Origin of the sequence: Curtobacterium sp. NPDC086286, assembly GCF_044746255.1 — a bacterium.
Lineage (GTDB): Bacteria > Actinomycetota > Actinomycetes > Actinomycetales > Microbacteriaceae > Curtobacterium.
This window is the reverse complement of sequence record NZ_JBIVBW010000004.1, coordinates 309,024-325,026: the sequence shown is the minus strand read 5'-3', so window position 1 is coordinate 325,026 and position 16,003 is coordinate 309,024. Positions and strand designations below refer to the sequence as shown.

The 16,003-nt window shown below is 66.3% G+C and carries 21 protein-coding genes; 9 read left to right on the top strand and 12 right to left on the bottom strand.

Features of this window, described 5'->3' with window-relative positions; genetic code table 11:
• Window positions 1-48: 48 nt before the first annotated feature.
• Window positions 49-657, bottom strand: a complete 609-nt coding sequence (locus tag ACIPKM_RS09770) for a hypothetical protein (RefSeq protein ID WP_309887397.1) — start codon at window positions 655-657, stop codon at window positions 49-51.
• Window positions 657-1,199 (bottom strand): RNA polymerase sigma factor, encoded by a 543-nt coding sequence (locus tag ACIPKM_RS09765; protein ID WP_402736685.1) that lies wholly within the window; start codon window positions 1,197-1,199, stop codon window positions 657-659. The genes ACIPKM_RS09770 and ACIPKM_RS09765 overlap by 1 nt, the downstream gene beginning before the upstream one ends.
• 286 nt (window positions 1,200-1,485) lie before the next feature.
• Here ACIPKM_RS09765 and ACIPKM_RS09760 point away from each other — a divergent pair, with 286 nt between their 5' ends.
• The 3 genes from ACIPKM_RS09760 to ACIPKM_RS09750 all read left to right on the top strand — a co-directional run bounded on the left by ACIPKM_RS09760 (window position 1,486) and on the right by ACIPKM_RS09750 (window position 2,969).
• Window positions 1,486-1,806 carry a hypothetical protein gene (locus ACIPKM_RS09760; RefSeq protein WP_309887399.1) on the top strand — a complete coding sequence of 107 codons (321 nt, stop codon included), beginning with the start codon at window positions 1,486-1,488 and terminating at the stop codon, window positions 1,804-1,806.
• A complete protein-coding gene (locus ACIPKM_RS09755) occupies window positions 1,803-2,021 on the top strand; it encodes a hypothetical protein (protein WP_309887400.1) in 219 nt (72 codons plus the stop codon). The genes ACIPKM_RS09760 and ACIPKM_RS09755 overlap by 4 nt, the downstream gene beginning before the upstream one ends.
• A gap of 63 nt (window positions 2,022-2,084) precedes the next feature.
• Window positions 2,085-2,969: a hypothetical protein gene (locus ACIPKM_RS09750; protein ID WP_309887401.1), complete on the top strand. Its 885-nt coding sequence runs from the start codon at window positions 2,085-2,087 to the stop codon at window positions 2,967-2,969.
• A gap of 409 nt (window positions 2,970-3,378) precedes the next feature.
• Here ACIPKM_RS09750 and ACIPKM_RS09745 read toward each other — a convergent pair whose 3' ends face one another.
• Entirely contained in the window at window positions 3,379-3,726 is a 348-nt protein-coding gene (locus tag ACIPKM_RS09745; protein WP_309887402.1) for an Lsr2 family protein, read from the bottom strand.
• Between the two features lie 114 nt (window positions 3,727-3,840).
• Between ACIPKM_RS09745 and ACIPKM_RS09740 the strand changes: the two genes are divergently transcribed.
• Complete coding sequence (locus ACIPKM_RS09740) at window positions 3,841-4,878, top strand: YhcG family protein (RefSeq protein WP_402736652.1); 1,038 nt, start codon at window positions 3,841-3,843, stop codon at window positions 4,876-4,878.
• A gap of 362 nt (window positions 4,879-5,240) precedes the next feature.
• On the opposite strand, the gene ACIPKM_RS09735 is transcribed toward ACIPKM_RS09740, so the two are convergent.
• Together ACIPKM_RS09735 and ACIPKM_RS09730 are read right to left on the bottom strand one after the other, a co-directional pair.
• A complete protein-coding gene (locus tag ACIPKM_RS09735) occupies window positions 5,241-5,378 on the bottom strand; it encodes a hypothetical protein (RefSeq protein WP_309887403.1) in 138 nt (45 codons plus the stop codon).
• A gap of 70 nt (window positions 5,379-5,448) precedes the next feature.
• Complete coding sequence (locus tag ACIPKM_RS09730; protein ID WP_309887404.1) at window positions 5,449-6,213, bottom strand: SDR family oxidoreductase; 765 nt, start codon at window positions 6,211-6,213, stop codon at window positions 5,449-5,451.
• A gap of 74 nt (window positions 6,214-6,287) precedes the next feature.
• On the opposite strand from ACIPKM_RS09730, the gene ACIPKM_RS09725 reads away from it, so the two are divergent.
• From ACIPKM_RS09725 to ACIPKM_RS09715, 3 genes are all read left to right on the top strand, one after another.
• The gene (locus tag ACIPKM_RS09725; RefSeq protein ID WP_204621124.1) at window positions 6,288-6,749 is read left to right on the top strand and encodes a MarR family winged helix-turn-helix transcriptional regulator; all 462 of its coding nucleotides are present in this window, start codon (window positions 6,288-6,290) and stop codon (window positions 6,747-6,749) included.
• 62 nt (window positions 6,750-6,811) lie between these two features.
• A complete protein-coding gene (locus ACIPKM_RS09720; protein WP_402736651.1) occupies window positions 6,812-7,294 on the top strand; it encodes a MarR family winged helix-turn-helix transcriptional regulator in 483 nt (160 codons plus the stop codon).
• Complete coding sequence (locus ACIPKM_RS09715; RefSeq protein WP_309887406.1) at window positions 7,291-8,790, top strand: ABC transporter permease; 1,500 nt, start codon at window positions 7,291-7,293, stop codon at window positions 8,788-8,790. The genes ACIPKM_RS09720 and ACIPKM_RS09715 overlap by 4 nt, the downstream gene beginning before the upstream one ends.
• Window positions 8,791-9,029: 239 nt before the next feature.
• Here ACIPKM_RS09715 and ACIPKM_RS09710 read toward each other — a convergent pair whose 3' ends face one another.
• The 3 genes from ACIPKM_RS09710 to ACIPKM_RS09700 all read right to left on the bottom strand — a co-directional run bounded on the left by ACIPKM_RS09710 (window position 9,030) and on the right by ACIPKM_RS09700 (window position 11,096).
• Window positions 9,030-9,518, bottom strand: coding sequence for a YceI family protein (locus ACIPKM_RS09710; RefSeq protein WP_402736650.1), 489 nt, complete (start codon window positions 9,516-9,518; stop codon window positions 9,030-9,032).
• 160 nt (window positions 9,519-9,678) lie between these two features.
• Complete coding sequence (locus ACIPKM_RS09705; protein WP_309887408.1) at window positions 9,679-10,263, bottom strand: flavin reductase; 585 nt, start codon at window positions 10,261-10,263, stop codon at window positions 9,679-9,681.
• A gap of 449 nt (window positions 10,264-10,712) precedes the next feature.
• Window positions 10,713-11,096, bottom strand: a complete 384-nt coding sequence (locus ACIPKM_RS09700; RefSeq protein ID WP_309887409.1) for a MerR family transcriptional regulator — start codon at window positions 11,094-11,096, stop codon at window positions 10,713-10,715.
• Between the two features lie 108 nt (window positions 11,097-11,204).
• Here ACIPKM_RS09700 and ACIPKM_RS09695 point away from each other — a divergent pair, with 108 nt between their 5' ends.
• Window positions 11,205-12,176 (top strand): aromatic alcohol reductase, encoded by a 972-nt coding sequence (locus ACIPKM_RS09695; RefSeq protein WP_309887412.1) that lies wholly within the window; start codon window positions 11,205-11,207, stop codon window positions 12,174-12,176.
• Window positions 12,173-12,790 carry an MBL fold metallo-hydrolase gene (locus tag ACIPKM_RS09690; protein ID WP_309887414.1) on the top strand — a complete coding sequence of 206 codons (618 nt, stop codon included), beginning with the start codon at window positions 12,173-12,175 and terminating at the stop codon, window positions 12,788-12,790. The genes ACIPKM_RS09695 and ACIPKM_RS09690 overlap by 4 nt, the downstream gene beginning before the upstream one ends.
• Before the next feature lie 410 nt (window positions 12,791-13,200).
• On the opposite strand, the gene ACIPKM_RS09685 is transcribed toward ACIPKM_RS09690, so the two are convergent.
• From ACIPKM_RS09685 to ACIPKM_RS09670, 4 genes are all read right to left on the bottom strand, one after another.
• A complete protein-coding gene (locus tag ACIPKM_RS09685) occupies window positions 13,201-13,776 on the bottom strand; it encodes an MBL fold metallo-hydrolase (RefSeq protein WP_309887416.1) in 576 nt (191 codons plus the stop codon).
• Window positions 13,777-13,972: 196 nt separating this feature from the next.
• A complete protein-coding gene (locus ACIPKM_RS09680) occupies window positions 13,973-14,623 on the bottom strand; it encodes an ABC-2 transporter permease (protein WP_309887418.1) in 651 nt (216 codons plus the stop codon).
• Window positions 14,620-15,507, bottom strand: a complete 888-nt coding sequence (locus ACIPKM_RS09675) for an ABC transporter ATP-binding protein (protein ID WP_309887420.1) — start codon at window positions 15,505-15,507, stop codon at window positions 14,620-14,622. The genes ACIPKM_RS09680 and ACIPKM_RS09675 overlap by 4 nt, the downstream gene beginning before the upstream one ends.
• Entirely contained in the window at window positions 15,492-15,866 is a 375-nt protein-coding gene (locus ACIPKM_RS09670; protein WP_309887422.1) for a GntR family transcriptional regulator, read from the bottom strand. Before ACIPKM_RS09670 ends, ACIPKM_RS09675 begins: the two co-directional genes overlap by 16 nt.
• Window positions 15,867-16,003 lie beyond the last annotated feature (137 nt).

Below are 16,003 nucleotides of genomic sequence, written 5' to 3'. Positions count from 1 at the left end.
ACGGGGGCAGCCGTTATCGCTCACGCCGGGACGTTGATCGGGCACTGCTCAGTGGGTACGACTGGGTGGAAATGCTTCGTTGAACAGTGCTTCAAGCTGTGGTGTGCTGACTCCTGTTTCACCGCATCCGGTGACGGCGCCGTTGGAAAGTGCGACGAGATATGTCTTCCCATCAATGAACAGCGTGTCGGATCCGGTGGTGTCGTCCGGGATCTGGGTGAGCCTTTGCGTAGTACCTGGTGTGCCGGCGTAGACCTTCGAGACCTGCAGGGTTGCGGTGTCCCCGTCGAGCCGGGTGACGGTTCCTTCGAACGCGGTATCGTTCGCGCGGATCTGGTCGACGCTCAGCGTGGGGCACGCGGAAGGTGGGGTTTGCATCACTCCTGATCCGGTGTGCTCACCGGCTGGAGTCGTCACTGGGGTGAGAATCGCGAACGCGGCGGCGGCCGCAGCGAGCGTGGTCGTGGCCCCGCCGAGGAGCAGCCATCTGGGGCGGGTCGTCCGCGGACGACGCCGGCCGGTGGACGTGAGCGATTCGCCGCGTTCAGCGGCCGCGACGAGGCGACGGATGCGCGTGTCGTCGAGACGGGACGGGTGACGGTGAGGATCGGTGCGGCGAAGCGCAGCGCGCAGTTCGTCATCGTCGCGGATGTCCATCACACCGCTCCTTCCGTGGTGGTGCGCTGCGCGGGATCGATCTCCATCGACTCGAGGCGTGTGCGGAGGCGTTTCTTCGCCCGATGCAGCCGAATGGTTGCTGCGTTAACGGTAATCGTCAGCACGCTGGCGATCTGTGCTGGAGTGAGTTCTTCCCACGCCCAGAGCCGCAGGATCTCTGCGTCGGCGGGCCGGAGGCTTGTCAGCGCCTTCGACACCCGGTCATCGTCCTCGCCGGCGGAGTGCGTGTACGCGACCACCGGCGGATCAACGGTGGTGATCCGATTGACGAGCCGGTGCCGACGACGGGCAGCCCGCTCAGCGTCTCGGAGGCAGTTCCGCGCGGTCGTATAGAGCCACGGCAGCGGTTCGGACGGGATCACGTCGAAGCGGCGCCACACGACGAGCATCGTTTCCGCGAACACGTCATCCGCAGTGTCCGCATCGGTTCGACGGCGCAGGAACCGCAGCACCGCATCGCCGTGGGTCCGCACGAACACCTCGTACGCAACGGTTCGGCCAGGCGGGTGCACATGCAACATCATGGCCGACCCCCGGCCCAACCTTTCACCGGCCCGTGTCCAAGAAACTTCGCACCGTGTGAAAGCCCCCGAGAGGTACCGGCCATGTAGGTGACGACGGGCTGGAACACCAGCCCACTCGTCCTCAGCTCCGGACACGGAAAGGATCACCATGCCTCTACGGACAACCGCCCTCCTCACCGCTGCCGCGGCCACGATCGTCATCGTCGGAGGTGGCGCGAGCGCCGCGATCGCGTCGTCTCGATTCGACGAAGCGCTCCACCGCCACGGGAACGAACACGCAGACGTGCACACCACTCCCGATGTTTCTCGCACACACGAGCTCGGCGGCGTACCGGCTCCGCTGTTCCGCACGAAAGAGCAGCTCGAAGCCGGATCAGTGATCGTCCGCACCGGTGACGTTCTCATCGTGAGTAGTCCCGACGGAACCCAGTGGACGGGCGGATCGGCCGTCCCGGCGATCGCCCAGTTCCGCGCCGCTCAATTTTCCGATGGTGTCGATTTCAACGCCGGGTTCACCTTCACCAAGCCCGGGACCACGACCGCATGGGTTACTGACCGGTACGGCCACCGCACCACCTTCACCGTGACTGTGACCGACCGATGACCAACCGGCAGCCCGCCGCCACAGCCGGGGTTCAAGTCGCGGTTGCCTTGGCGGTGGTCGCTGTCACCGCTGCCACGTTGCTGCTCCTCGCTGCCCGCCCCGCGCACGCCGACGGGGCCGGGCCGTGCGCCGCGATGTTATCCGACCACGCCGAGACGATCTGCCATGTCATCGTGCACGTCTTCATGACCCCACCCCACCAGACCCTCACCTGACCACCCCGCTCCTGACCCCCCGCTCCACCGACGCTCTCGCGCCCCAAGCAGACAGGACCCCTCATGCGTTCCCCCCGCACGACCACAACCATCGCCGCGCTCCTTGTCGGAGCGGCCGCGGTCACGACCCTTGCCGGCTGCTCGATGCAGCCGCAGACCGTTGACCTGTCCAAGGCATGCGCCAGCATCGCGAAGGTCGATGGAAAGCTCGCCTGCACGGCGGCGTACACCACCGGCAAGGCTCTCCGTCTGCCCACCAGCGGTGCGGTGGTTGGCGCTGTCGGGCGCGACGGGAAGGCATTCCTGAGCGCTGACGGGAAGAAGCTGTCCATGAACAGCGCCGTGTCGAAGCAGATTTCAGAGAAAAATGCCTACGCGACCACCGTGTACGAAGCTGACGTTGTCGGATCCACAGTCACCGGTGTTCGTGCAGTGCTCAGCATCCCGAACTCCGTGATCCTCAGCAGCGTCTTCGGCGGCAAGATCCTCGCCGGCACTATCTCCCCCTACCGCGGATCCGGCCTCGGGTATGACGAACACGACACCCTCCCGGTCGCGATCCAGTTCGAGAAGCACACCGACGGCGACACCCTCACGGGCACGATCGTCAACGCGAACCACGCCACCCGCTTCGCTAACGGCACCTGCATGCCCGCCCTATCAACCTATGGTGCGGAGAACCCCCTACGAGGCGGTTTCACGCCGCACGTCAGCATCGACCGCCAACCCTCGATGCACGCCGCGTTCGATGACGAACTCGAGCTCGCATGGGCATCCTCATCAAGCGGGATGGGACACGAGTTTTTCCCGTCCGTCGCGACCCTCATGGGGGCCGACCCCATTGGCGCCGTGTGGGAGGTCACCCAACACGGCACTCCGTCCGCCGGCCCGGGTCTCGATCTCAAAGTCACCACCGACGCCCTTACTCAAGCCGCATCCTGCGCATAACCGCCCACACGGTTCGACCCCATGTGGGCGCCCATCCACGAAATTGAGCGTCTACGGCCCCAGTGCGCGGGTAGACCGGTGCGATGAGCAATGGGGCCGGTTAGACAGGTTGGTGTGGTGCTGGCAGTCGCACCCGACCGGTGGCGACCGCCTCGGTCGCGCCGGGACGACCAGCACCACACCCAGTCCTCTTCACGAACGATGCTTGCTGTCTGGCTTCCGGTTTTGGAGGGTGGAGTCGGGCGAGCAGCACGGCATTCGGGTTGCCACGCTGCTCGCCCGCCTTCTGCTTGGCCAGATGGCACCAGGCCGTACCACCAGAAAATCCCGGGCGCCTCCGCCGCATATCTTGGCGCAACCGAACAGCCGCCCCCCGAGGGGAAAGCGGCCGTCCTATCGTCGTAGATCCTCAGTGTGCGGCGTCGTACGCGTCGCGCACTGCCTGACTGATGCGGCCGCGGCTCGAGACCTCATGTCCGTTCGCGTTTGCCCACTCGCGGATCTTCGCGAGCTCGTCGGAGTTGCCTCGCTTGGCTGTGCTGCCGGCGCTGGTGCGCGCTTGACGGCCGCTGCTGACCTTTCGAGCGGCAGCAACGTAGTCGGAGAATGCCTCCCGAAGCGTCTCGGCGTTGTCGTCGGAGAGATCGATCTCGTAGTGGTTGCCATCGAACGAAAAGGACACGGTACGGCCCTTGCCCTCCTCGATGGTGTCGCCGGTCAGGTCATCGACCAGGTGCGTGGTGACTTTCTGCGCCATAGGAACGCCGCCTTTCATTCGAGGGACTGCGCTTCTACTGTGGCATAGAAATTGGATCGACCCCTGCGCCATGAGGGCGACGATCAAACCTGGTTACGAGGCAGAATGGTCGTGATGACCAACACCACGCCGATCCCGTCCGGGTACGCATCAGCCCTCGCTGAACTGAAGCAGCAGGTGAGAAATGCGCGGTTCACTGCGCAGCGGCGAGTGAACACGGAACTCGTGCGGCTGTACTGGGGAATCGGCGCCACCATCCTGCAGCGGCAGGAGGCAGAAGGGTGGGGAAGCAACGTCATCGGCCGGCTTGCATCGGATCTGCGAGCCGAGTTCCCGGACATGAAGGGCTTCTCCCGCGCGAACCTGTTCTACATGCGCCGGCTGGCGGGAGAGTGGCCGGCGGACGCGGTCGTCCAACAGGCTGTTGGACAACTGCCCTGGGGTCACATCACCGTGCTCCTCGACCGGCTCGATGATCACCACCTCCGCGACTGGTACGCCCACGAAGCAGCGACGCATGGCTGGTCGCGCAACGTCCTCGAGCATCAGAACAAGACCAGCGCTCACGCCCGGTTGCAGGCGGCACCGACGAACTTCCCGGCAACTCTGCCGGCGGGAGACTCTGACCTCGCGCAGCAGCTCACCAAGGACCCGTACGTGTTGGACTTCCTCGCCCTCGACGGCGACGCGAAAGAACGCCACCTCGAGCAAGCGCTCGTCGACCGGATCATCGACACGCTCCGCGAGCTCGGTGAGGGGTTCGCGTTCGTCGGCCGGCAGGTGCACTTCGACGTCGACGGCGACGACTTCTACGTCGACCTGCTCTTCTTCCACGTCGAGCAACTCCGCTACGTCGTCATCGAGCTCAAGACCGGGAAGTTCAAGCCCGAGTATCTCGGCCAGCTCGGCTTCTACGTCGCCCTCGTCGACGACCGCCTCCGCCGCACCCAGCATGCCGACACCGTTGGTCTGCTGCTGGTCGCGGACAAGAACGACGCTGTCGTCCGCTACTCCCTCGCGGGCCAGCAGAGCCCGGTCGGGGTTGCCAGTTATGACCTACTCCCGCCCGCGGCACGTGCGGCGCTTCCTTCAGAAGCTGATCTAGTTTCCGCCTTGCGGCCAGAACCGGACACGCTCCACGGCGAAGCGTGAGCACGGCCGAGAGTTGCCCGGGTCATGCGGCGCACACAGCCGATACCCCCCTGCCGCGCGCCGGCACACCAGCGTCGTGCCCTTACCTAACTTCGTGACGAGCTCACGCCGGTGATCAGGTTCATGGATCCCGCGTACCGCTGGAGCAGCATGACGTCACCGCGCCGCCGCCGTCGCCGTTGCCGTCGCCGTTGGCGCCGCCGGCCCGAGTTCCCGATGGCTCCAGGAGCTCCTTCGCCTGCTAAATCCCGATAGACCGTGATCGCCCGCTTGTGCCGCGGTCTGGCGAAGGGACGCCTAGTAGCGCTGCAGGGGCGTTCAGACGGTAGTTGCAGGGCTCACCGTGTACATCGGTACTGGGATCAGTCGACGATCCGCCGCACGCTTTGGCAGAAGCTGGCGGCGGCGACCCTGACCAGCACCTGCCCTTGACCGGGAACAGGTTGGTCAACTTCCTGGACGGAGGCTTGATTAACGTCGAGGAGACGGAACGCTTTCACGACAGGGCTCCTTGAGACTGCCTGCGCGCGACGTCGCGCCGCAGCGAGCACTGTGTGGAGATTGCCGGGCTCACCAGATGTCCGTGCCGCGTTCAATGGCTTCGGTGCCGCGATCGGCCCACAGGCACTGCCCGACGAGGAGGCCAGCGTCGGGGCTGGCGAGGAAGCGTGCGATCGCCGCGATCTCGGACGGCTGCGAGAGCACGTCCTCTGCCTGAGGGTGCATGTCAAGCAGCATGCGGGCGTGTTCCGGCGAGTCGAGCGTGCCCCGAGTCATGGGAGTTTCGATCAGTCCCGGCGCGATCGAGTTGATCTTGATCCCTCGCCCGCCCCACTCGGGTGCGACAGCGTTCTTCCGCATCCACTTCGCCGTCGCGGTCTTCGACGCCTTGTAGTAGAACGACTGCTCCGGCTCGTCTCCGAGCGCCTCGATGCTGTCAAGGTCGTGCTCGAGCAGCTGTCGGACAAGGCCATGATCGGCGGGGTAGAGCGACATCCGTGACGAGGTGACAACGACGCGGGGCTGCGGTGAGCGGACCAGGAGATCGTGGACGCCCTCGATGACGTCGACCGATCCGAAATAGTTCACCAGGAGCGTTGCCACGCTTCCGCTGCCCAGGCCCGCCCAGGTGACGATCCCGTCGAGGGTGTCGCCGGCTGCTTCACCGATCTTCGCAACCGCCTCGGTGCGCCCCTCCCGGGTGCTCAGGTCGACAGTGACATCTCCCTCGCGGAGATCGACTCGGATGACGCGGTCGCCGTCGGCCTCGATCGCTTCCGCGGTTGCAGCGCCGAGGCCGCTCGCGGCTCCCGTGACAGCAATGGTCCGAGACATGCTTGCTCCGTTCTGCGGCACCCTCGCCGCTTTGGTTTCCTTGGGAAACCATACGCCGGTGTTACCGTCGAGTCGTGCCCACGCCGGAACCTGTTACTGAGGATCCACTCCCAGAGCTCATCACCGCATTGCGCGCCTACACCGACCTCTGGCGCTCTCGAGCTCGACAGGAAGCCTTCAACGCGACGCTCCCGATTCCGCTCGACAGCACGGAAGGGTGGATCATCTGGCGCCTCGACGCGCAGCCGCCCGCTCGCGCGATCGACATCGTCAAAGCCACCGGCATCGGTAAAGCCGGCATCTCCAAAGCCTTGCGGCGCCTGGCTGACCAGCAGCTCGTCCGGCAGGAACCAGACCCCGACGACAGCCGCGCAGCACTGGTCCACCTCACCCAGCAGGGGCAAGACGTTGCCGCGGCGATGCGCGACGCGGCAACCGCCATGGTTCGAGCGTCCGTCGACGGGTGGACCACCGAAGAACAGCGCACCCTCACCGCCCTTCTTACCCGCCTCGTGAGCGCCCAAGGCGCCTCCTGATGTGACGCTTCCCGCGTGCAGGAGAAGGATGCTGAATCGGTTGTGTGCGCAGCGCAACTATAGTGGTCCGCAACATGACCCAGCATCGACAGCAATCCGAGCGCCGCCTCTACGAAGAAGTCAGCCGCCTGTGGAACCGCCACGTGACCGTCGCTGCCATCACCGAGGGCGACGAACGATCCGACACCCTCACCCGGCTGATCTTGAAGTCGATCGCGCTGAACGGCCCGGTCCGCTCCAGCGACGCAGCACGCGACACCGGGCTCTCCCGGGCAGCGATCAGCCGCCGGATCACCGCGCTCGAGGCGAACGGATTCGTATCCGCAGACACCGATCCAGCCGACCGACGCGCGTCGCTGCTGACGCTGACCGATGAAGGACAACGCCACCTCGACGAGCTGTCCCTGAGCGGCGCCGCGACGATTCGCGAGGTCACCAACGACTTCTCCGACGAGGACCTCGAGCGCTTCGCCGAGCTCCTCGGCCGGTTCAACACCAACGCCGCCGAGCGGCTCACCGCGACCGTGAGGAGCCAGCACGCATGACCGACACCGCAGTCACCCCCCTGTCCCGCCCGTCCCTTCGCGGCCGGTACCGGTCCTGGTACGAGACGCTGCCGCCAGCGCTGCAGATGATCGGACTGCAGCTGTGGCTGCCGATCTTCTTCGTCATCGCGTTCGTGTTCTGCTACCTCTTCGCCTTCCACGCCCCGGCGTTCCACCACATCCCGGTCGCCGTCGTCGGGCAGAGCCAGATCACCGGACCGACCGCAGCAGCAATCCGCACCTCGGCCGGCGACACGGTCAACATCTCGACCATCAGCACGCTCGAGCAGGCGCGAACAGCCGTACGCGATGGCAGCATCGCTGCCGCCTACGCCCCCGACCCGAGCACAGGCCGGGCGACGATCGTGGTCGCGAGCGCGGCGAACTATCAGCTCTCCACCTTCGCCCAACAGTTCTTCGGCTCCGTCGCTACCGCGTCAAAAGCCACCGTCACCATTGACGATCTGGCGCCGCTGCCGAAGGCGGACGCGTTTGGGACGTCGTTGTTCTACCTGACGTTGCTGTGCACCATCGCCGGGTACATGGTCGCGATGTTCGTCGGGATGATGGGCGGGGGACTCCGACACTGGCAACGCTTCACCGTCATCGCCGCCGGCAGCGTCATCCTCCCGCTCGTCGCCGTCGTCCTGGTCCGGTTTGTCGTGCACGCGGTCGAGGGGCACTTCTGGATGCTGTGGCTCGTCGGCGCGTCGACGAGCTTCGCTGTGGGATGCGTCGTGAACGGGTTGGCGTACTTCCTCGGCAGGTTCGTCACCGGAGCGGCGCTGCTGGTGTTCGTGTTCGCGAACGTGCCCGCCTCCGGCGGCGCGTACGCGGCAGAGCTGCTGCCGCAGCCGTTCCAGTTCCTCCACGACTTCGTCACCGGCACCGCAACCGTCGACCTCTTCCGGCGCACTGTCTACGACGTCGGCCCCGCGTCATGGCAGGGCTGGCTGCTGCTCGGCTGCTACGCTGCCGCCGGCGTCCTGCTGGCATTGGTTGGGCGCCCGTACTTCATCGCGAAGGCCCGCCGGCACCGCAGGGCCGGGAAGCGCTCCATGATGGCCTCCGCACAGATCGCCTCACTGACCCACGCCGGCTACGTCACCCCCGTCGATGACTGGACCACGATCGGCCGCGACGCGAACGCGTCGACGCACGCCGCTGACACCGAAGCCCCGCAGACGCACGGCGGAGGCGGTGGGGTTCTCGTGCAGCAGGAGCGGCGACCCCACACGCCGCATCATGACGTGCCGAGTGTCGCGCCATCAGTCGGGAGCGGGCTCCTGATCACCGCGACAGCGTCCGCGGAATCCGGTCCGGTGGAAGTCACCGTCCATGTCAGCGGCGACGGGCCTGCGCACACGGACCGGCACACACACCGCCGACACCGGCACCCGGCCCACCGTCAACGCGACGACAGCAGCGACGCCGACCACACGGCAGAAGAAGCCGACGGCGACGCCGTGGCAGCGGAAACCGGCGTCCTCGGTTAGCCCACGCCGACGCCGGTGCGGCACGGGCGAGCGAGCTCGGGCCGGGCCGTCGCGAGGCGCTCAGTGTGCTTCGTGCCCACGCGGCGGGGCCCTCCTTCTACCGAACGCAACAGCAAACGGCCCGTCGCCTATCGGGCGAGCGGGCCGTCTGCTGCTGCCGGAGGTGCTCAGGCCGCCTGGAGGACGAACTGCACGTCGAGGTTGATGGTGACGTCGTTGCCGAGCGTGAAGCCACCGGCCTAGAGTGCGGCGTTCCAGTTCACACCGAACTCGGTGCGGTCGATCTTCGCCGTCGCCTCAGCGCCGAGCTTGACCTGGCCGTAGCCGTCGGTGGTGACGCCGCCGAACTCGGTCTTCAGGGTCACGTCCTTGGTGACGCCGCGGAGGGAGAGCTTGCCGTCGATGAGCATGTCGTCGCCGTCCTCGCGGATGCCGGTCGACACGAAGGTCATCTGCGGGTGCTCCTCGGTGAGGAAGAAGTCACCGGTGGCGAGGTGCTGGTCGCGCTGCGCCTGGTTGGTGTTGATGCTGGCGACGTCGATCGAGGCCTCGAGCTTGGTGTCGAGCGGGTTCTCGGCGGTCACGAGCGTCGCGTCGAAGCGCTCGAACGAGCCCTTGACCTTGCTGATGGCGAGGTGACGGACCGAGAAGGTGACCTCGGAGTGCGTCGGATCGATCTTCCAGGTGCCGGTCTGGTAGCCGGGGATGGCGGAGGCGGTGAGCGTCATGGTGTGTCCTTCGATCGGAAGAGGGTGGGTGCTGTCTAAGGCAGCGGGGCGCCGCATCTAGATGACGTGTCACCAAACGGGCGGTCGGCGCGGCGTATTCCCGATGTTGCGGACGCTCCGGATGTCATCCCTCACCGGGGACTCACTCCGAGACCTCGCGTTATCGCGGCGAGAGGATCCGGCCTTCGCTCCACGCGTTGCCTACTCTGTCGCCCAGCGTGAAATACCCTCGGCTGAATGAGTCGAAGAAGATCATGCCAAGCTGTCCCGCATCAACTCGGCCGCTCGCGTCGAGTATTGATTCATCAACGGAGACGTTGGCGATGCGCCCGATCACCGTGTGGATGTGCTTCTCGTACAGGACCTCGACCAACTCGCACTCGATGACGAGCGTGCTGCCGTCGATGATTGGCGCGTTGACATGCTTGGCCTTGTGGACTGTCAAGCCCGTCTTGGCGAACTTGTCAGGCACCTGGTACCCCGAGTGGATGCCGAAGAAGTCGGCGTAGGGCATCAGCTGCTCTGTGGCAAGCGTCACCGTGAAGGCTCCCATTGCCTCGATGTTCCGATGGGTCTTCTTGTTGGTGTTGATGTTGAGGTTGATGTAGCCGCCGTGGTTTAGTGCGCCCCAGTGGGAGTTCATGAAGTTGACCCTGCCGGCCTCGTCGTAGGTGCCGATCATGAACAGTGGCGTGGGGTGCCCGTAGCCGAACTCTCGGGCGGTCAGGTCTTTCATGGTGCTCATCTCAGATGATTCCTCTCTCGACATGGTGAGTCGTTTCCGTGGGCGCTGCGATTGGTCACCCGAAACGCCGCTCAGGATGCACGGGCTCGACATGAGCGCCCATCCCCGTTGAAGGGGGAGTTGCGGAATCGCTGGGTCAGCGCACGTGCTCGCCAGCGTAAACATTGACATCAATGTCAAGGTCAAATCGGCGTCGATCGAGAGGAGCGGCGGGCAGGACCGGAGGGACTGCCACGAAGAAGCGCACCGTCACGCGTGCTGCGGTGCTGCGGTGCTGCGAGGAGAGGAGGGCGTGCGTCGGCACGACGTCGGCATTCAACAGCTGCACGCGCTGCCTGATGTCGTGTCAGTGGCCGAGCATGCGGCGCCACCCGGAGCGGGTTGACGCGTCAGTGGTCGGGCGCTCCGTTGCCCTGCCGGCGGTCGGAGTCGAGCCGCCCGAGGACGGGTCAGGCGAGTGCGGGGCTGAGGAGGTCGGCGTGCTCGGAGCGCAGGAGGTATTCGGTGACCGCGTCGCGGCTCTTCTCGAGGCACACGATCCGGTTCTCGACTACCCGCAGTTCACGGGCGAGTTCTTCCGCCGCGGCGCGACCGCCGGGGGACTCTCGCGGCCCGGGGTCGGGTGCTTCGATGTCGAGGACGATCTTGATCATCCGGGTGGACAAGCCTGCTTCCACGAGCGCACGCACGTGGCGCGCGTGCTCGACCTGCTCGTCCGTGTAGTCCCGGTACCCGTTCGATGACCGGGACGCCTGGATGAGGCCCTGCTGTTCGTAGTAGCGGAGCATCCGCGCCGGTGCTCCGACCGCTTCCGCCGCGTCGCTGATCTTCATGCTGTTCGACTCTTCCACTGGTTCCGACTTGACCTTGACAGTGATGTCAAAGTTTAGCCTTCCTGGCGTACCGGTTCCCGACAGTCGGGAGTCGGGAGGAAGGAACACATGTCAGCGCGCAGCTGGGACGGCACGTCACGGAAGATCCTCGTCATCGGAGCGGGAGAGCTCGGGATGCCCGTCCTTCGAAACCTCGCCCGCCGGGCACCTGCGGTGCAGGGCTCGACGATCGACGTGCTGCTGCGGAGCACAACGCTTGACTCGACCGTCCCAGCGAAGCAGCGCGACGTCGCCGAGATCCGCCAGCTCGGCATCGGCATCATCCGCGGCGACCTGGTGGAGAGCAGCGTCGAGGACCTCGCTGCGATCTTCCGCGACTACGACACCGTCATCGGCTGCACCGGCATCACCGCCGGCCTCGACACCCCGATGAAGGTCGCGCAGGCCGCACTCGTGGCGGAGCTGCCGCGGTACTTCCCGTGGCAGTTCGGCGTCGACTTCGACGTCATCGGCCGGGGCAGCCCCCAGGACATCTTCGACTCCCAGCTCGACGTCCGTGACCTGCTCCGCTCGCAGCACGACACGGAGTGGGTGATCATCTCCACCGGCATGTTCATGAACTACCTCTTCGACGCCGACTCCGGCATGGTCGACCTGCCGAACACCACCGTGAACGCCCTCGGCACGGCGGACACCGCCGTCACGGTCACCACTCCGGAGGACATTGGCGCCCTGACCGCGGAGATCGTGTTCACCGAGCCGCGGATCCGCGACGAGATCGTCTACGTCGCCGGCGACACGATCACCTACGGCCAGCTCGCGGAGACCCTCGAGACGGTCCTCGAGCGTCCGTTCGAGCTGCGGGTGTGGTCCGAGTCGACGCTGATGGCGGAGCTCGCGGCTGACCCGGAGAACATGACTCGGAAGTACCGGGCCGCGTTCGCGCAGGGACGCGGCGTCGCGTGGCCGAAGGCCGAAACGTTCAACGCGCGGCGGAACATCCCGACCACCACGCTTGCCACCTGGATCGCCCAGAACCTCGGCACTGCGACGACGGCGGAGAGCTCCTCGCACCGATGATCTTGCGGAAGTACGCGCACCCGACTGTGCTCCTCGAAGAGAACGGCAAATCGCTGCTCATCGACCCAGGGACCTTCACCGCCGCGGCACCGGAGCTGATCCGTGCCGCGGCCGCGGTGCTGATCACCCACGAGCACCCGGTTCATGCGGACGTCGACCTCGTCACCGCCGCCCTCGATGGCCAGCCCACCCTGACTGTTTGGGCACCAGCGAGCGTCGCTGCTCTCCTGCCCGATCGCCCGGACCGCGTCCGCGTGGTCGCTCCAGGCGACAGCGGCATCGTGGCCGGGTTCCGCGTGGCGGTCGTCGGCGGTGCACACGCCATCATCCACCCCGACCTGCCGGTGTCGGCGAACGTCGGCTACATCGTCGAGGAGAACGTGTACCACCCGGGGGATTCGTACTTCGTTCCAGACGAGCCGGTCCGAACCCTGCTCGTGCCCATGTCGGGACCCTTCGCGCATCTGGAGAAGATCATCGACTTCATCCGCGCTGTGACCCCCGCCGGGTGCGTGTTCGCCTCAGCCGGGTTCGTCGGGATAGCGCGAGGAGGCCCGCGCCGGCGTATCCCTGGAGTAGACCCCTCAACGCTCGACCTTGGCGTCGTTCCGTAATGACGCAGCCGCCGATCGAGTATGCGCGGAGGGTGCTGCTTGCGATGCTGGCGTCAGCTTCGCGGCTTCGCGGCCTCGATGTCCGTGACCGGCTGACGGCCGATCGGACCGTCCTCGCGCTCGGCAGCAGGGACGGTCCGCACGATCTCGTCAGGCCGAGGAGCTGTGCGCCGGACTGCTGCTGTGGCTGACGCCCGCCATCACCTCGGTGAGCGCCGTTGGTGCATCATGGTGGAACTGTCGGAACACTGCGTCTGGGAAGTGTGGTCCGACGACGACCATGTCGCCGTCCCCGACACGGTCGGCGATGGCACGCCGTGTGTCGACCGCCTCGGCGGGTTCGTGATCGCCCACCCACACCACGTCGGGGTGGATCAGCTCGCCCGGGCAGTGCACAGCGTCGCCGACGATCAGCGCGCGACAACGACTTCCCTGGACTGCGAAGGCGACGTGTCCCGGTGCGTGTCCGGTCGAGGAGATCGCCGTGACACCGGCCACGGGTTCGGAGCCGTCCTCGAGCTGTCGGCGAGGTAGTCCGCGTTCGGGAACGTCGAGATGCCGTCGGCGTGTTCGTTCCCGATCCATCCGACGTGGTCGGCATGCAGGTGCGTCAGGAGCACGGCATCGATGTCCGTGGATTGGACGCCCAGCTTGCGGAGTTCGTCGAGCAGCGTGCCGCCTCGCATGAAGGCATCCCGGGCGGTTCCGGGGCGGACGAGCGGGATAGTCCGGTTGCCGATGCCGATGCCGATGCCGATGCCGGTGTCGACGAGGACCTTCCGGTCCGGGGTGCTGATCAGGACCGCGCCGATGCTCAGGACCAGCATGCCGTCGTCGTCGACGACGTCGAGGTCGTCGGACAGCATCGCCTCGTGGCCGCTGGGGTACGCAAGCGCTGGCTCGGCGCGGAACTCGCCGTCCGGAATGTAGGTCAGGGTGATCCCACCGAGATCGAGAGTGCTGGTGAGGGCGGGTGTTGCGGACAAAGGGACTCCTCGTCGGGAATGATCGGAGTGGGTTGGCCGTGACCGCTGCCGCGCTGCTCGCCCTGCTCGTCTCCGCCGGAGGCGGTCTCCTCGCAGTCGCCGTGCTCGCACGGAGCTGACCGTACGAGGGGGCAACGTGATCCGACTGCGAGTGCCCGGTCGCTCGGCGCACAAGCCGGCGCTGTTCGCGGGCGCGTCAGAGCTCCCGCCTCCGGTACACCCGCATGGCGATCCCGGCGGAGACGAGCAGCACGAGTACCGCAGCGAAGACGAGGGCCACGAGCCACAGTGGGGGTACGAGCACGTCGATCGACCTCGGAGTCGCGAACCACCCACTCCGGCCGACGATGGTCCCGGCGACGGCGATAATCCCGACCGGGATGTAGATCATCGGCCGTCCGCGGGTGAAGCCGAGGGCGAAGAACCAGGGCAGTTGCACGGCGTACGCGACGCCGACGCATGCGAGCGACGCGAGGAGCATCGTGCCGACGAGTGGCCATCCGAAGTCCTGGTGTCGAACAACTCGCATGACGAGGGTGGTTGCGGTGCCGACCCCGATCGCTGTTAGGGCGAACACGGTCATCGAGCAGTACCGGCCAAGGACCACCGCGGTCCGGCCGATTGGGGCGATGCCGTAGAGGGTGTCGAGTCGTCCGCGTTCGTCGCCCTGGAACGGGATGGACGCGGAGACTGTCGCAACGACCGCGCCGATCGCGATCCCGAAGCCGGGTACGGGAAGCGTGACGCAGAAGACGACGGTGAACAGGAGCGGCAGCAGGACGCGCAGCGGCTGGGTGAGTGCCATGGTGCGCAGGTCGAACCGGGCGAACTGGAGTACGGCGGTCATGCGGACACCTTCTGATGTGCGCGCGAGTCTTGGGCGACGTGCACGACGACATCGTCAGTGCTCGCCCGGTCAATGACGACGTCCGGTCCGAACCAGGCGGTGTCACGGGAGCGTATGAGGCCTTCCCATCGCCCGGTGGAGTCGCGGCGCAAGCCGATCGTTGACGGTCCTGCGGCTTCGGGGAATGGTCCTGCTCCGCGGACGACGGCGAACGCGTCATGGAGCTCGTCGACGCCACCTTCGTAGGCGACTGCGCCGCCAGCGAGCACGACGAGGTGGTCGGCGAGGTCGTCGAGTTCCTCGGTGATGTGCGTCGAGAAGAGCACCGTGTGGCCCGGGTCGAGAACGAACTCTCGGATCGTGTCCGCAAGTTCTCGCCGGGCGACCGGGTCGAGGCCGCTCGACGGTTCGTCGAGTACGAGTAGCTCGGGATCATGCGCAAGCGCCATCGCGAGGGACAGCTTCACGGTCTGCCCGCGTGAGAGGCCGCCAACGCGGTTGCCGACTGGCACGTCGAACCGGTCGAGCAAGTCGCGGAAACGACGGTCGTCCCAGCGCCGGAAGAGCAGGCCGACGTACCGCCCGACCGATCCGACGCGCCACTCGGGCGCGGCGGTCGCCTGGTCGAGCACCACCCCGATCCGGTCGTGGACCGCGGCGTCCGCAGGGTACCGGTTGCCGAACAGTGTGATGGATCCGCGGTCGGCTCGTACAAGGCCGAGCACGGTCTTCACGAGGGTGGTCTTGCCGGCGCCGTTCGGACCCACGAGTCCGGTCACGAGCCCGGTGGGAGCAGTGACGTCGACATCGTGGAGCGCGAACGCCCCTTGCTGCTTGTGGAGCGAACGGACCGCGACGGCGGCGTCGATCAGGTTCGGTTCCATGCGTCCTCAACCTTCTTTCGGATGTCGTTGATGCTCATGTGAGCCGCTCGAGCTGCTTGGACGAGTTCGTTGGTGGCGCTCTCGACCCGTCCAGCGAGTGCCGTCCCCGCGAGGTCGGCGTCGACCTCGCGCACAACGAAGCCACGTCCGTGTTCGTTTCGGACGAGCCCCTCGGCGACGAGGTCGTTGTAAGCACGGGTAATCGTGATGACACTCACCCGCAGTTCCAGCGCCAGTTGCCGAAGTGATGGCAGGAGCGCACCCTCGGCGAGCTCACCGGCGTGCACCGCGTTACGGACCTGGGTTTTGATCTGCTCGTACATCGGCACCGAACTCGTGCTCGACAAGATGATCCGCACGCCACTCCTGACAGACTGTGTATGTACACCAGCACAGTACGGCCATGCCTGAGCCTGGTCAAGTGCCGGGACTCGATGGCTCGCGACGTGTGTCAGGGTGACGTCAGTGAGGTGTGAGTGGTCTCTGCGAGCGTCGG